This is a genomic window from Micromonospora sp. WMMD1128 (assembly GCF_027497235.1).
Classification (GTDB): domain Bacteria; phylum Actinomycetota; class Actinomycetes; order Mycobacteriales; family Micromonosporaceae; genus Micromonospora.
Genome location: NZ_CP114902.1, coordinates 3,851,382 through 3,865,000, shown reverse-complemented (window position 1 = coordinate 3,865,000; position 13,619 = coordinate 3,851,382). Strand labels below are relative to the sequence as shown.

Annotated in this window: 11 protein-coding genes, 2 rRNA genes and 1 pseudogene (1 of these 14 only partly in view); 13 read left to right on the top strand and 1 reads right to left on the bottom strand. The window is 72.4% G+C overall.

The features are described 5' to 3' along the window. The 5 genes and pseudogenes from O7602_RS17190 to O7602_RS17170 all read left to right on the top strand — a co-directional run. Nucleotides 1–1,287 (top strand): 23S ribosomal RNA (locus tag O7602_RS17190) (it extends 1,823 nt beyond the left edge of the window). A gap of 75 nt (nucleotides 1,288–1,362) precedes the next feature. Continuing rightward, nucleotides 1,363–1,479 (top strand): 5S ribosomal RNA (gene rrf / locus O7602_RS17185). A 203-nt stretch (nucleotides 1,480–1,682) separates the two neighbouring features. Further along, a complete protein-coding gene (locus O7602_RS17180; protein ID WP_281583655.1) occupies nucleotides 1,683–3,287 on the top strand; it encodes a hypothetical protein in 1,605 nt (534 codons plus the stop codon). Continuing rightward, nucleotides 3,242–3,970 (top strand): annotated as a pseudogene (locus tag O7602_RS17175) (Replicase polyprotein 1ab); the annotation flags it as partial. The gene O7602_RS17180 and the pseudogene O7602_RS17175, both read left to right, overlap by 46 nt. Before the next feature lie 368 nt (nucleotides 3,971–4,338). Then, entirely contained in the window at nucleotides 4,339–5,376 is a 1,038-nt protein-coding gene (locus tag O7602_RS17170; protein WP_281590356.1) for an HAD-IIA family hydrolase, read from the top strand. Nucleotides 5,377–5,385: 9 nt separating this feature from the next. On the opposite strand, the gene O7602_RS17165 is transcribed toward O7602_RS17170, so the two are convergent. After that, nucleotides 5,386–5,721, bottom strand: coding sequence for an SCP2 sterol-binding domain-containing protein (locus tag O7602_RS17165; protein WP_281583654.1), 336 nt, complete (start codon nucleotides 5,719–5,721; stop codon nucleotides 5,386–5,388). A gap of 111 nt (nucleotides 5,722–5,832) precedes the next feature. Here O7602_RS17165 and O7602_RS17160 point away from each other — a divergent pair, with 111 nt between their 5' ends. The 8 genes from O7602_RS17160 (at nucleotide 5,833) to O7602_RS17125 (ending at nucleotide 13,619) form a co-directional block, all read left to right on the top strand. Beyond that, nucleotides 5,833–6,432 carry a hypothetical protein gene (locus O7602_RS17160; protein ID WP_281583653.1) on the top strand — a complete coding sequence of 200 codons (600 nt, stop codon included), beginning with the start codon at nucleotides 5,833–5,835 and terminating at the stop codon, nucleotides 6,430–6,432. After that, nucleotides 6,429–6,659 (top strand): hypothetical protein, encoded by a 231-nt coding sequence (locus tag O7602_RS17155; RefSeq protein ID WP_281583652.1) that lies wholly within the window; start codon nucleotides 6,429–6,431, stop codon nucleotides 6,657–6,659. Before O7602_RS17160 ends, O7602_RS17155 begins: the two co-directional genes overlap by 4 nt. Before the next feature lie 25 nt (nucleotides 6,660–6,684). Further along, nucleotides 6,685–7,533 carry a TlyA family RNA methyltransferase gene (locus O7602_RS17150; protein ID WP_281583651.1) on the top strand — a complete coding sequence of 283 codons (849 nt, stop codon included), beginning with the start codon at nucleotides 6,685–6,687 and terminating at the stop codon, nucleotides 7,531–7,533. Then, nucleotides 7,530–8,414, top strand: a complete 885-nt coding sequence (locus O7602_RS17145; RefSeq protein ID WP_281583650.1) for an NAD kinase — start codon at nucleotides 7,530–7,532, stop codon at nucleotides 8,412–8,414. Before O7602_RS17150 ends, O7602_RS17145 begins: the two co-directional genes overlap by 4 nt. Before the next feature lie 256 nt (nucleotides 8,415–8,670). After that, complete coding sequence (gene recN / locus O7602_RS17140; protein ID WP_281583649.1) at nucleotides 8,671–10,428, top strand: DNA repair protein RecN; 1,758 nt, start codon at nucleotides 8,671–8,673, stop codon at nucleotides 10,426–10,428. Nucleotides 10,429–10,546: 118 nt separating this feature from the next. After that, nucleotides 10,547–11,725: a putative cytokinetic ring protein SteA gene (gene steA / locus O7602_RS17135; protein ID WP_281583648.1), complete on the top strand. Its 1,179-nt coding sequence runs from the start codon at nucleotides 10,547–10,549 to the stop codon at nucleotides 11,723–11,725. Between the two features lie 27 nt (nucleotides 11,726–11,752). Beyond that, nucleotides 11,753–12,694 (top strand): copper transporter, encoded by a 942-nt coding sequence (locus O7602_RS17130; RefSeq protein ID WP_281583647.1) that lies wholly within the window; start codon nucleotides 11,753–11,755, stop codon nucleotides 12,692–12,694. A gap of 61 nt (nucleotides 12,695–12,755) precedes the next feature. After that, entirely contained in the window at nucleotides 12,756–13,619 is an 864-nt protein-coding gene (locus tag O7602_RS17125; RefSeq protein WP_281583646.1) for a hypothetical protein, read from the top strand.

The window sequence follows — 13,619 nt, the reverse complement described above, 5'->3', positions numbered from 1 at the left end:
CACAGGTGGTCAGGTAGAGAATACCGAGGCGATCGGGCGAACTGTGGTTAAGGAACTCGGCAAATTGCCCCCGTAACTTAGGGAGAAGGGGGGCCGGAGACGTGAAGCCCCGCGCGGGTGGAGCGTTGTATGGCCGCAGAGAGCAGGGGGAAGCGACTGTTTACTAAAAACACAGGTCCATGCGAAGAAGTAATTCGATGTATATGGACTGACGCCTGCCCGGTGCTGGAACGTTAAGGGGACCTGTTAGCTCTTCGGGGCGAAGCGGAGAACTTAAGCGCCAGTAAACGGCGGTGGTAACTATAACCATCCTAAGGTAGCGAAATTCCTTGTCGGGTAAGTTCCGACCTGCACGAATGGCGTAACGACTTCCCCACTGTCTCAACCACAGGCCCGGCGAAATTGCATTACGAGTAAAGATGCTCGTTACGCGCGGCAGGACGGAAAGACCCCGGGACCTTTACTATAGCTTGACATTGGTATCTGAATTAGCTTGTGTAGGATAGGTGGGAGCCGGTGAAGTCTATACGCCAGTATAGGTGGAGGCAATCTTGAAATACCACTCTGGTTGATTTGGGTATCTAACTTCGGACCGTTATCCGGTTCAGGGACAGTGTCTGGTGGGTAGTTTAACTGGGGCGGTTGCCTCCTAAAGGGTAACGGAGGCGCCCAAAGGTTCCCTCAGCCTGGTTGGCAATCAGGTGTTGAGTGCAAGTGCACAAGGGAGCTTGACTGTGAGACTGACAGGTCGAGCAGGGACGAAAGTCGGGACTAGTGATCCGGCACTGGCATGTGGAAGCGGTGTCGCTCAACGGATAAAAGGTACCCCGGGGATAACAGGCTGATCTTCCCCAAGAGTCCATATCGACGGGATGGTTTGGCACCTCGATGTCGGCTCGTCGCATCCTGGGGCTGTAGCAGGTCCCAAGGGTTGGGCTGTTCGCCCATTAAAGCGGTACGCGAGCTGGGTTTAGAACGTCGTGAGACAGTTCGGTCCCTATCCGCCGTGCGCGTAGGATACTTGAGAAGGGCTGTCCCTAGTACGAGAGGACCGGGACGGACGAACCTCTGGTGTGCCAGTTGTCCCGCCAGGGGCACGGCTGGTTAGCTACGTTCGGAAGGGATAACCGCTGAAAGCATCTAAGCGGGAAGCTCGCTTCAAGATGAGGTATCCCACCCACTTTGTGGGGTAAGGCCCCCAGCTAGACGACTGGGTTGATAGGCCGGAAATGTAAGCCCGGTAACGGGTTCAGTTGACCGGTACTAATAGGCCGAGGACTTGACTACCAAGCTGCTACGCGTCCACTGTGCAACTCTGAACAAACACCACCCGCCAGGGGTTGGTTGACATGTTCATAGAGTTACGGCGGTCATGGCGGAGGGGAAACGCCCGGCAACATTCCGAACCCGGAAGCTAAGCCCTCCAGCGCCGATGGTACTGCACTCGGGAGGGTGTGGGAGAGTAGGACACCGCCGGACAAATTTTCAGTCGAGGGCCGCCCCTACCAGGGTCGGCCCTCGACTGCGTTAGCGTTCTGGCGGAAACGCCATCAGGAAGGATGCACCTGTGAGCTCTGGACCGCAGGGCGGGGACCGCCCCCGTCGCTACGAGGATCGCGCCGATCGTGGGCAGGGGCGCGGCGACGCCCGCCGCGACGATCGGCCCTCGTACCGGGGCGGCCGTGACGACCGCGCCGGTGGCGGGCGAGGCGGCGACCGGCGTGAGGGTGGCTACGGCCGGGACGGTCGCTCCGGTGGTGCGCCGGGCGGTGACCGGCGCGAGGGTGGTTTCCGTGGTGGCGACCGCGAGGGCGGCTTCCGTGGCGGCGATCGTCGTGAGGGTGGCTACAGCCGGGAGAACCGCTCCGGTGGTGACCGTCGTGAGGGTGGTTACGGCCGGGACAACCGCTCCGGTGGTGACCGCCGTGAGGGCGGTTTCCGTGGTGGCGACCGCGACGGTGGTTTCCGTGGCGGCGATCGTCGTGAGGGTGGTTACGGGCGGGAGAACCGCTCCGGTGGTGACCGCCGTGAGGGCGGTTTCCGTGGTGGCGACCGCGACGGTGGTTTCCGTGGCGGCGATCGTCGTGAGGGTGGCTACGGCCGGGACAGCCGCCCCGGCGGTGACCGCGATGGTGGCTTCCGTGGTGGTGACCGTCGTGAGGGTGGTTACGGCCGGGACAACCGCTCCGGTGGTGACCGTCGCGAGGGTGGCTTCCGTGGTGGTGACCGCGACGGTGGTTTCCGTGGCGGCGATCGTCGTGAGGGTGGCTACAGCCGGGACAACCGCTCCGGTGGTGACCGTCGCGAGGGTGGTTTCCGTGGCGGCGACCGTCGTGAGGGTGGCTTCCGTGGTGGTGACCGTGAGGGCGGTTACAGCCGGGACAGTCGCTCCGGTGGCGCGCCTGGCGGTGACCGGCGCGAGGGCGGTTTCCGTGGCGGCGACCGTCGTGAAGGTTTCCGTGGTGGCGACCGTGAGGGCGGCTTCCGCGGTGGAGAGCGCCGTGAAGGCGGTTTCCGTGGTGGTGAGCGTCGCGACGGTGGTTACAGCCGGGACAGTCGCTCGGGTGGCGCGCCTGGCGGTGACCGGCGCGACGGTGGATTCCGTGGTGGTGAGCGCCGTGAGGGCGGTTTCCGTGGTGGTGAGCGCCGTGAGGGTGGCTTCCGTGGTGGTGAGCGCCGTGAAGGCGGCTTCCGTGGCGGTGAGCGCCCTGAGGGCGGTTACCGCCGGGACAACCAGCCCGGCGGTGACCGTCGCGAGGGTGGCTACAGCCGGCCCGGTGGCGCCCCTGGTGCTGACCGGCGCGAGGGCGGGTTCCGTGGTGGCGACCGTCAGGGCGGGTTCCGTGGTGGCGACCGCGACGGTGGTTTCCGTGGCGGCGATCGTCGTGAGGGTGGCTACGGCCGGGACAACCGCTCCGGCGGCGACCGTGGCGCGGGCTCGCGTGGTGGTGACCGTCGCGAGGGCTACGCCGGTGGTGACCGTCGCGAGGGTGGTTTCCGTCGGGATGACCGCGAGGGTGGCTACCGGGGTGGGCGTGCCGAGCGGGGCGGGGAACGCCGTGGTTACGGCGACCGGCCGGATCGGGACGAGCACCGCTCGGGCAGTTATGGTCCGCAGCGTGAGCGTCGGGACGAGCGCGGCGAGGGGCGTACCGGCGAGGCGCCGGAACTGCCGGACGAGGTGGTCGCGAGCGACCTCGACTCGCCCGTCCGGGCCGAGTTGCTCTCGCTCGCGAAGCCGGTGGCGGATACCGTCGCCCGACACCTCGTCGCGACCGGTCTGCTGATCGACGACGATCCCGCGCTGGCGCTGGCGCACGCCATGGCGGCCCGCCGGCTCGCCTCCCGGATCGCTGCGGTACGGGAAGCGGTCGGGTTGGCCGCGTACCACGCGGGGGAGTGGCAGACGGCCATCGCCGAACTCCGGACTTTCCACCGGATGACCGGCCTGCAGATCCACCTGGCAGTCCTGGCCGACTGCGAGCGGGCCCTGGGCCGGCCGGAACGGGCGATCGACTTGTTCCGCGGCGCGGACCGGGAGAAGCTCGACCAGGCTGTCGCCATCGAGTTGCTGATCGTGGCCGCCGGCGCGCGGGGCGACCTCGGGCAGAAGGACGCGGCCGTGGCGATGCTCCAGGTGCGCGAGCTGACCGCCGAGTCGTCCGAGCCGTGGGCGGCGAGGCTGCGCTACGCGTACGCGGACGGGCTGCTCGCGGTGGGCCGGCGCGAGGAGGCGCGGGAGTGGTTCTCTCGGGCCGCCGACATCGACTCCGAGGGCGAGACCGACGCGGCCGAACGGCTGCTGGAGCTCGACGGTGTGGTCATCGAGGGCGACGACGAGGACGATGAGCCGGACGCTGAGGTGGACGGCCCGCACTCCTCGGCCGAAGGCGACACCGACACCGACGGCGACCTCGACGACGATGAGGACGGCGACCTCGACGGCGACGATGAGGACGACGACCTCGACGACGAGGACTCGGATCGTGATGGTGACCTCCCGCAGGGCGCCGACCGCGCTGACACGGCGGGCGCTGCCGACCGCGCTGACACGGCGGGTGCCGTCGGGGGCGCCGGTGACGCGGCCCAGGCCGGGTACCGGGACCGCGACGCCGGAGAACTCGGCGACGACGAGTTGACCGACACCGGGGCCGGCTCGCTCGCCATCACCGCCGCATCGACCGACCCGACGCGGGACCGACCGGCGCCCGCTGACGCCGGCGACGCAAAGGCTGACGACACCCAGGCCCGTGACAACCAGGCCCGTGACAACGGAGCCGACGGGGACGAGGCGGCGGGTCGCCGGTGACCGGGCAGGCCGGGGAAACCGGCTCGGACATGATCTCGGCCCGATCCGATCGCGACCGGGCAGGTGGGCGGCTTGTCGACGCGTACACTCTGGTCGTTTTCGACCTGGACGGGGTCATCTACCTGATCGACCGGCCCATTCCCGGTGCGGTCGAGGCGGTCGGCCGGCTGCGCGACGAGGGACGGGCGGTCGCGTACGCCACGAACAACGCCTCCCGCCGCTCCAGCGAGGTGGCCGACCTGCTCACCGGCATGGGCGTGCCGGCCGAGCCGGCGGAGGTGCTCACCTCGGCGGGCGCCACCGCCGAGCTGCTCGCCGACCGGCTGCCGGCCGGCGCGCCGGTGCTCGTGGTCGGCGCGGAGGCGTTGCGGGCGGAGTTGCGCGCGGTGGGCCTGCGGCCGGTGTCGACGGCTGAGGAGGAGCCCGCCGCGGTGGCCCAGGGCTACGGGCCGCAGGTCGGTTGGGCCGACCTGGCCGAGGCGTCGCTGGCGGTGCGGGCCGGCGCGCCCTGGTACGCCACGAACACCGACCGTACGCTGCCGAGCCCGCGTGGGCCGCTGCCGGGCAACGGCTCGTTGGTGGCGGTGCTGCGTACCGCGCTCGACCGGGACCCCGACGTGGTGGTGGGCAAGCCGGAGCCGGCGCTGTTCGCCACCGCCGCCCGTCGCGCCGGCGCCGGGCGCGCATTGGTCGTGGGTGACCGGTTGGACACCGACATCGAGGGTGCCCGCCGGGCCGGGTTGGACAGCCTGCTGGTGCTCACCGGTGTCAGCGACGCGGCCGAGTTGCTGGCCGCGCCCGAGCCGCGCCGGCCGGCGTACGTCTCAATCGATTTGACCGGGCTGTTCGATCCGGAGGCCGTGGTGGCGGTGCCGGGCGGTGCGGAGACCGGCGGCTGGTCGGTGACGGAGGCCGGCGGTGAGCTGGTGCTCGACGGCGCGGGACGGACGCTGGACGCGCTCGCGGCGCTCTGCGCGGTGGCCTGGTCGACGCCGGCCGGCCCGCGGGTGCGGGCCGGGTCCCCGGCGGCGGCGGAGGCGCTCACCGCGCTCGGCCTCGACGGCTGAGCGGACGCCTCAGAGCAGTTTGCGGAGCTTCATCAGGTCGAACGGGTTCGCCTTGACGGAGACCCGTCGGGCGGCCACCGCGGACATGATGTCGAGCTTGCCGTGCACCAGGGCGACCAGGTCGTCGCTGCCGGCGCTCAGCGCGATCTTGGCCTTGGGGTCGTCGCCGTCGGTCAGGCCGACCAGCCGGCCGCCTTCGAGCCGTCCGTGGAAGGCGGTGTCCAGGTCGGTGATCCGGCAGGCCAGGGTGCGGTCGAGGTCGATGCGCCCCTGCGCCTCGACGTGCCGGTCCAGCCGGTCGACCAGGTCCTGCAACGCCTGCCGGCAGTCGTCCACGCTGGCCACATCGTCTCCTCACCACGAGCCACACCGTTGCGGGCACCGTACCGCAACGGTGTGTCCCAGGCGCCCGGTAGCGTGGCACCTGCACACCTCGCCCCGCGGAAGGACTCAGGCATGCAGGACGCGTGGCGCGCCTACCTCGAGCTGGCCATGGGCCTGACGGAGGCGCCCCGGAAGAAGGCGCAGGGCGTGGTGAAGCGTGCCGTCGGTCAGAGTGGCGCCACCGCCGTCGCGCTCCAGTCGCTCGCCGAGGAGCTGGTCGCCACCGGCCTGGCCAACCGGGAGGCGTTGACCAAGTTGGTCCGCTTCGAGGTCGACCGGGCGTTGGGCGCGGTCGGCCTGGCCACCGCGGACGAGGTCGCCGAGCTGACCCGTCGGGTGCACGACCTGGAGCGGCAACTGCGCGAGGCGCGGGCGATCCCCGAGTCGGCGACGCCCGCCTCCGGGCCCGAGCCGACCACCGAGCCGACCACCGGGCCGTCCGTCGCCGGGCCGACCACGTCGTCCGCCGCCGGTCCGGACGCCGCGTCGCCGTCGGACGCCGCGTCGCCGTCGAAGGCGTCGCCGTCGAAGGCGGTGGCGAAGAAGGCGGTGGCCAAGAAGACGGTCGCGCGCAAGCCCCCGGCGACGGTGGCGCGCACGCCGGCCGGCGGGACACCGGCCGCGCCCCGGGCGGCGCGGAAGGCCGCCGGTCCCCGGACGGCCGGCTCGTGAGCGCGCCCTACCGGCCCGGGCCGCCGCCGGGGCCGCGTCCCGGGCCACCCCCGGGGGTACGCTCCGCGCCGGTCGAGGAGGTCGGCGAGGCGCGACATCCGGCGGTGGACGCCGCGGTGCGGGGCATGGCCAACGCCGAGGCGCTCGCCCCGGCCGACCAGATCGCCCAGTACGAGGCGGCGTACGAGACGCTGCGCGAGACCCTCGCCACCATCGACCAGGCGTGAGCAGAGGCGGAGAACGGACACACTGATGGCTCGTCGTATCCGGCTGGACGCCGAACTCGTCCGGCGGGGCCTGGCCCGCTCCCGGGAGCAGGCCGCCGCGCTGGTGGCCGACGGTCGCGTCCGGGTGCGCGGAGTGGTCGCCGGCAAACCGGCGGCCATGGTCGACCCGGCCGACCCGCTGCTGGTGACCGGCGCCGACCCGACCACCGACTACGTCTCCCGGGGCGGCCACAAGCTGGCCGGCGCGCTCGCCGCGTTCGGGCCGGGCGGGCTGGCCGTGACCGACCGGAGGTGCCTGGACGCGGGCGCCTCCACCGGCGGTTTCACCGACGTGCTGCTGCGCGCCGGCGCGGCCGAGGTGGTGGCCGTCGACGTCGGGTACGGGCAGCTCGCCTGGCCGCTGCGCAACGACGGACGGGTCCGGGTCTTCGAGCGCACCAATGTGCGTACCCTCACGCCGGAGGCGATCGGCGGCCCGGTCGACCTGACGGTGGCCGACCTGTCGTTCATCTCGCTGCGCCTGGTGCTGCCCGCGCTGGCCGGCTGCACCGCAGCCGACGGCGACCTGGCGCTGATGGTCAAGCCGCAGTTCGAGGTGGGCAAGGAGCGGGTCGGCGCCGGTGGTGTGGTGCGCGACCCGGCGCTGCGCGCCGAGGCGGTGCTCGACGTGGCCGCCGCCGCCGCGGGCCTCGGCCTCGGCCTGGCCGACGTGGCGGCCAGCCCGTTGCCGGGGCCGAGCGGCAACGTCGAGTTCTTCGTATGGTTGCGCCGGGGTGCGCCGGCCGCCGAGCCCGACCGGGTACGCGCGGTGGTGGCCGCGGGTCCGCAGGGTGCCGCCGCGACGGCGGCCACGACCGAGGAGGTGTCCGGGTGAGTCGCACCGCGCTGCTGGTGACGCACACCGGTCGTCGACGCAGCACCGAGCACGCCCGGGCGGTGGCCGCCGACCTGATCTCGAACGGCTTCGAGGTGCGGGTGGTGGCCGAGGAGGCCGACGACCTCGACCTGCCCGGCGTGGTGCCGGTGACCGGCCCGGAGGCGGCCGAGGGCGCCGAGATCGTCTTCGCGCTCGGCGGGGACGGCACGTTCCTGCGCGCCGCCGAGCTGGCCCGCCCGGCCAAGGCGCCGCTGCTCGGTATCAACCTGGGCAAGGTCGGCTTCCTGGCCGAGGCGGAGATCAACGACCTGGACACCGCGGTGCGCGACGTGATCGGGCGCAACTACACCGTGGACGAACGCCTCACCCTCGACGTGACCGCCGAGTTCGACGGCGGGCCGACCATCGAGTCGTGGGCGCTCAACGAGATCAGTGTGGAGAAGGGCGAACGCGCCCAGATGCTGGAGCTGCTCGTCGACGTGGATGGCCGGCCGCTGTCCCGGTACGGCTGCGACGGGGTGGTCTGCGCGACCCCGACGGGCTCCACCGCGTACGCCTTCTCCGGCGGGGGGCCGGTGGTCTGGCCGGAGGTGGAGGCGCTGTTGCTGGTGCCGATCAGCGCGCACGCGCTGTTCAGCCGGCCGCTGGTCACGGCGCCGACCTCCACGTTCGTCATCACCGTCGACCCGTTCACCACGCTCGCGGTGCTGTGCTGCGACGGCCGGCGGGTCTACGACCTGCCGCCGGGCGCCCGGGTCACGGTGCGCCGGGGCGCGTTGCCGGTGCGGATCGTCCGGCTGCGGGCGCGCCCGTTCACCGACCGGCTGGTGGCCAAGTTCGACCTACCCGTGCAGGGCTGGCGCGGCAGCCGCCGCTGACCGGCCGATCAGGACCGTCCGGCTCGGCCGGCGCGCGCGATACGGTGGGGCCACGCGGGCCGTGCTGAGGTGAGCCCGGGGGAGCGGTGGTGAGGCCCACCGCTCCCCCGGGTGCGCGGCCCGGCGGTCGCGGCCCGATCAGGGGGTGGTCGGGCTCGCGACGGTCGGGGTGCCGGACACACCATCCGGCACCCCGCCCGCACCCGCACCGTGCCGGCTGGTCAACTGTCACCCGGCGGGGCTACTGTCGGGTGCTGTGCTGGAAGAGCTGCGCATCACCGGACTGGGCGTCATCGAGGACACCACGCTGCCGCTGGCCGGGGGGATGAATGTCATCACCGGCGAGACCGGCGCCGGCAAGACCATGGTGGTGACCGGCCTCGGCCTGCTCTTCGGCGGCCGGGCCGACGCCGGCCGGGTGCGGGCCCAGCCGGGCCGGGCGGTGGTGGAGGGGCGGCTGCGGCTGCGCGGCCGGGTGGCCGAAGCGGTGCACGCCCGCATCATCGACGCCGGTGGCGAGCCCGACGAGGACGGTTCGCTGCTGCTCAGCCGCACCGTCACGGTCGAGGGTCGGTCCCGGGCGCACCTGGGCGGGCGCGGCATGCCGGTGGCGACGCTCGGCGAGGTCGGCGAGCAGGTGCTTGCCGTGCACGGCCAGTCCGACCAGTTGCGCCTGTTGCGGCCGGCCGAGCAGCGGGGCGCGCTCGACCGGTTCGCCGGCCCGGAGCACGAGAAGCTGCTCGACGCGCTGCGCGAGACGTACGGGCGGTGGCGGACGGTGGTGGACGACCTGGCCGACCGGCGGCGCAACGCCCGCGAGCGCAACCAGGAGGCCGACCTGCTGCGGCTCGGCCTCGACGAGATCACCCGGGTCGACCCGCAGCCGGGGGAGGACGACGAGCTGAAGGCGGAGGCGCAGCGGCTGGAGCACGCCGAGGGGCTGCGCACCGCGGCCCAGGTGGCGCAGCAGTGCGTGGCCGGCGGCGTGGAGGCGACCGACGACACGCCCGACGCGACCGTGTTGCTCGGCACCGCCCGGCGCACGCTCGAGGCGCAGGCCGGCACCGATCCGGCGCTCGCCGACCTGGCGGCGCGGCTGGAGGAGGCCGCCACGCTCGTCACCGATGTGGCCGCCGAGCTGTCCACCTATCTGACCGCGCTGGACGCCGACCCGGCCCGCCTCCAGACGATCTACGAGCGGCGGGCCGCGCTGCGCGCGCTCACCCGCAAGTACGCCGACGACGTGGACGGCGTGGTGGCGTGGGCCGAGCGGGCCCGCACCCGGCTGTCCGATCTGGACAACTCCGACGAGTTGCTGGACGAGTTGGACCGCGAGGCGGCCCGGCTCGCCGGTGAGGTCGCCGACCTGGCCGGCCGGGTGTCCACCTCCCGGCAGGAGGCCGCCGTCCGCTTCGCCGAGCAGGTCACCGTCGAGTTGGCCGGGCTGGCCATGCCGCACGCCCGGATCGAGGTGGCGGTGCTGCCCCGGGCGGCCGGGCGGGCCGAGCCGAGCCTGCCGGTCAACGGGGTCGAGGTCGGGGTGGGCGCGGACGGCGCCGACGAGGTCGAGCTGCGTCTGCTGGCCCATCCGGGCGCGCCCGCGTTGCCGTTGCAGCGGGGCGCGTCCGGCGGTGAGCTGTCCCGGGTGATGCTCGCGATCGAGGTGGTCTTCGCCGGGTCCGGCGGTCCGCCCACGCTCGTGTTCGACGAGGTCGACGCCGGCGTCGGCGGCCAGGCCGCGGTGGAGATCGGCCGGCGGTTGGCCCGGCTGGCCCGCAGCCACCAGGTGCTCGTGGTCACCCACCTGCCGCAGGTCGCCGCGTTCGCGGACCGGCACCTGGTGGTGGCGAAGGACACCGGGGGCGCGGTGACCACGAGCGGGGTGCGGGTGGTGGAGGACACCGAGCGGTCCCGGGAGCTGGCCCGGATGCTCGCCGGTTTGCCGGACTCCGATCTGGGTATCGCCCATGCTGAGGAGCTCTTGGCCGTGGCGGCCAAGGAAAGACGCCCGTGATGCCCCGATTGTGAGCGCAAGCACACCGGGGCGCGCTCCGGTGTGCTTCCCTGGGTAGGCGGCCCTGCTCAGGCATGTCGCGACAGCAGAACCTGCCACACATGCCAGGATGGTCACGATGCGTCTACCCACACTGCGCCGGACCCGCAACGCGGAACCGGGCTCGATCCTCGGCACCGCGCGCCTCGACCGCCGGACGAAACGGCTGGTGGGCCGCCTGCGTCCGGGTGACATCGCGGTCATCGACCACGTGGACCTGGACCGGGTGGCGGCCGACTCGCTCGTCGCGGTGGGTGTGGCCGCGGTGCTCAACGCCAAGCCGTCGGTGTCCGGGCGCTATCCCAACCTGGGTCCCGAGGTGCTGGTCGCGGCCGGCATCCCGCTGCTGGACGATCTCGGCGAAGGCGTCTTCGAGCAGGTCCGCGAGGGTGACCTGGTGCGCATCGAGGGCAACACGGTCTTCGCCGGCACGGAGCCGGTGGCGCACGGCGCGTTGCAGGACGCCGAGACGGTGGCCAAGTCGATGGCCGATGCCCGGGAGGGCCTCTCGGTGCAGTTGGAGGCGTTCGCCGCCAACACGATGGACTACCTCCGGCAGGAACGCGACCTGCTGCTCGACGGCGTCGGCGTGCCGGACATCCAGACCCAGATGCGGGGCCGGCACTGCCTGATCGTGGTCCGCGGCTACGACTACAAGGCCGACCTGGACGTGCTGCGCCCGTACATCCGGGAGTTCAAGCCAGTGCTGATCGGCGTCGACGGCGGGGCCGACGCGCTGGTGGAGGCCGGCTACACCCCCGACATGATCATCGGGGACATGGACTCGGTCACCGACGACGTGCTGCGCTGCGGCGCGGAGGTGATCGTGCACGCCTACCCGGACGGGCGGGCCCCGGGCCTGGCCCGGGTCAACGGCCTGGGCGTGCCCGCGATCACCTTCCCGGCGGCGGCCACCAGCGAGGACCTGGCCATGCTGCTGGCCGACGAGAAGGGCGCCTCGTTGCTGGTGGCCGTCGGCACCCACGCCACCCTGGTGGAGTTCCTCGACAAGGGCCGGGGCGGCATGGCGTCGACGTTTCTCACCCGGTTGAAGGTGGGCGGCAAGCTTGTCGACGCCAAGGGCGTCAGCCGCCTCTACCGGCAGAGCATCTCCGGCTCCTCGGTGCTGCTGCTGGTCCTCTCGGCGGTGGCCGCGATGGCCTCCGCGGTGGCGGTCTCCACCGTCGGCAAGGCGTATTTGGGCGTGGTCTCCGAATGGTGGGACAATTTCGTGTTCCAACTCGGCCAGCTCTTCTAGCTCCCCGACGATCAAGAGGCTGCAAGCGTGATCAACTTCCGCTACCACGTGGTGTCCCTGACCGCGGTCTTCCTCGCGCTGGCGATCGGCCTGGTGGTCGGCACGGCCGCCCTCAACGGCCCGGTCGCCGACGCGCTCCGGGAAAACGTCAACGGCCTGCGCAAGGACAACTCCCTGATGCGCCAGTCGGTCAACGACATGCAGAAACAACTGGAGAGCGAGGAGGACTTCGCCGCCCAGATGGCGCAGGTCGTCCTGCCGGGCAAGCTGACCGACCGGCGGGTGCTGGTGCTCACTCTGCCCAACGGCCGGGACCAGGCCGAGGGCGTGCTGAAGATGCTCCGGACCGCCGGGGCCGACGTCACCGGCCGCATCGACGTGCAGGACAAGTTCATCAACCCGGACAGCAACAACAACCTGCTGGAGCTGGCGGTCACCGCCGCGCGCCCGAACAGCGCCCCGGCCTCCAACCTGCCCGGCAACGGGCACGGCGTGGAGACCTCCAGCGCGTTGCTGGCGGCCGTCCTGGTGGACCGGCCCGCCGGCAGCGCGCCGGTCAGCGAGGCCGACCGGCGCAGCGTGCTCCAGCAGTACGCCACCGCCGGCTATCTCACCCCGGAGGACAAGATCTCCGGCGCCGCCGAGGCGGTGGTGCTCGTCACCGGTCAGCCGTACGTGGACAAGGACTCGGCGAAGAAGGACGAGTCGGTGGTGAAGATCGCCGAGCAGTTCGACCGGGCGGGCGCGCTCGTGGTCGCCGGCATGGGCTCCAGCGGCGGCAACCTGGTGGCCGTGGTCCGCGGCGACCCGGTGCTGTCGCAGACCATCTCCACCGTCGACAACGCCAACACCGTGCAGGGGCAGCTCGTCACCAGCCTCGCCCTCGCCGAGCAGCTCAGCGGGAAGAAGGCCGGCCAGTACGGCGTGGGCGACAACGCCGCCTCACTGCTGCCTAAACTGCCCCAGTGACCGCGCCGGGCCGGAAGGTCCGTGCCGCGTCGCGTCGAGAGTCCGGATCAGGAGGGGTCGCGTGAGACTGGGTCGGCTGCTGGCCGTGGGCGCGGGCGTGCTGACCGCCCGCTACGTGCTGCGGGAGGTACGCGAGTCGCCCAGCGCGCCGGCGTTGGAGCGCACCAACTACCGGGGCCGCACCGTGACCCTGGCCGCCGGCCCCGCGCTGGCCGTGGGCGCCGCGACCGCCGGGGCGCTCGGCGCCGGCAGCGCCCCGGCCGGCGCCGCCGCGCTGCTGGCCGGCGTCGGCGCGGGCGCGGTCGGGCTCTACGACGACGTGGTCGGCGCGCGCCCGGAACAGAAGGCCGCCAAGGGCTTCGCCGGGCACCTCGCCGCGCTCCGCGAGGGTCGGGTCACCGCCGGCCTGGTCAAGATCGCCGGGGTGGGCGCGGCCGGGCTGGGGGCCGCGGCGCTGCTCGCCGCCGACGCCCGGGTCGCCGCGCACCCGCGCCGGCAGCGTGCCGGCGCGTTCGGCCGTGGGCTCGACGTGCTGCTCGGCGCCGGGGTGGTGGCCGGCACCGCCAACCTGGTCAACCTGCTGGACCTGCGGCCCGGTCGGGCACTGAAGTCCGGCCTGCTGCTCGGCGCGCCGCTGTCCACCGGCCCGTACGGGGGCATCGCGGCGGGCGCGGTCGGCGCGGCGGCCGGGCTCGTCGGCGACGACCTGGACGAGCGGGTGATGCTCGGCGACAGCGGCGCCAACGCGCTCGGCGCGCTGCTCGGGGTGGGCCTCGCGGCGCGTACCGGGCCGCTCGGGCGGGCCGGTACGCTGGCCGTGCTCGCCGCGCTCACCGCGGCCAGCGAGAAGGTCAGCTTCACCCAGGTCATCCAGCGCACCCCCGGACTGCGGCACCTCGACGAGCTGGGCCGGCTCGCCGATTGA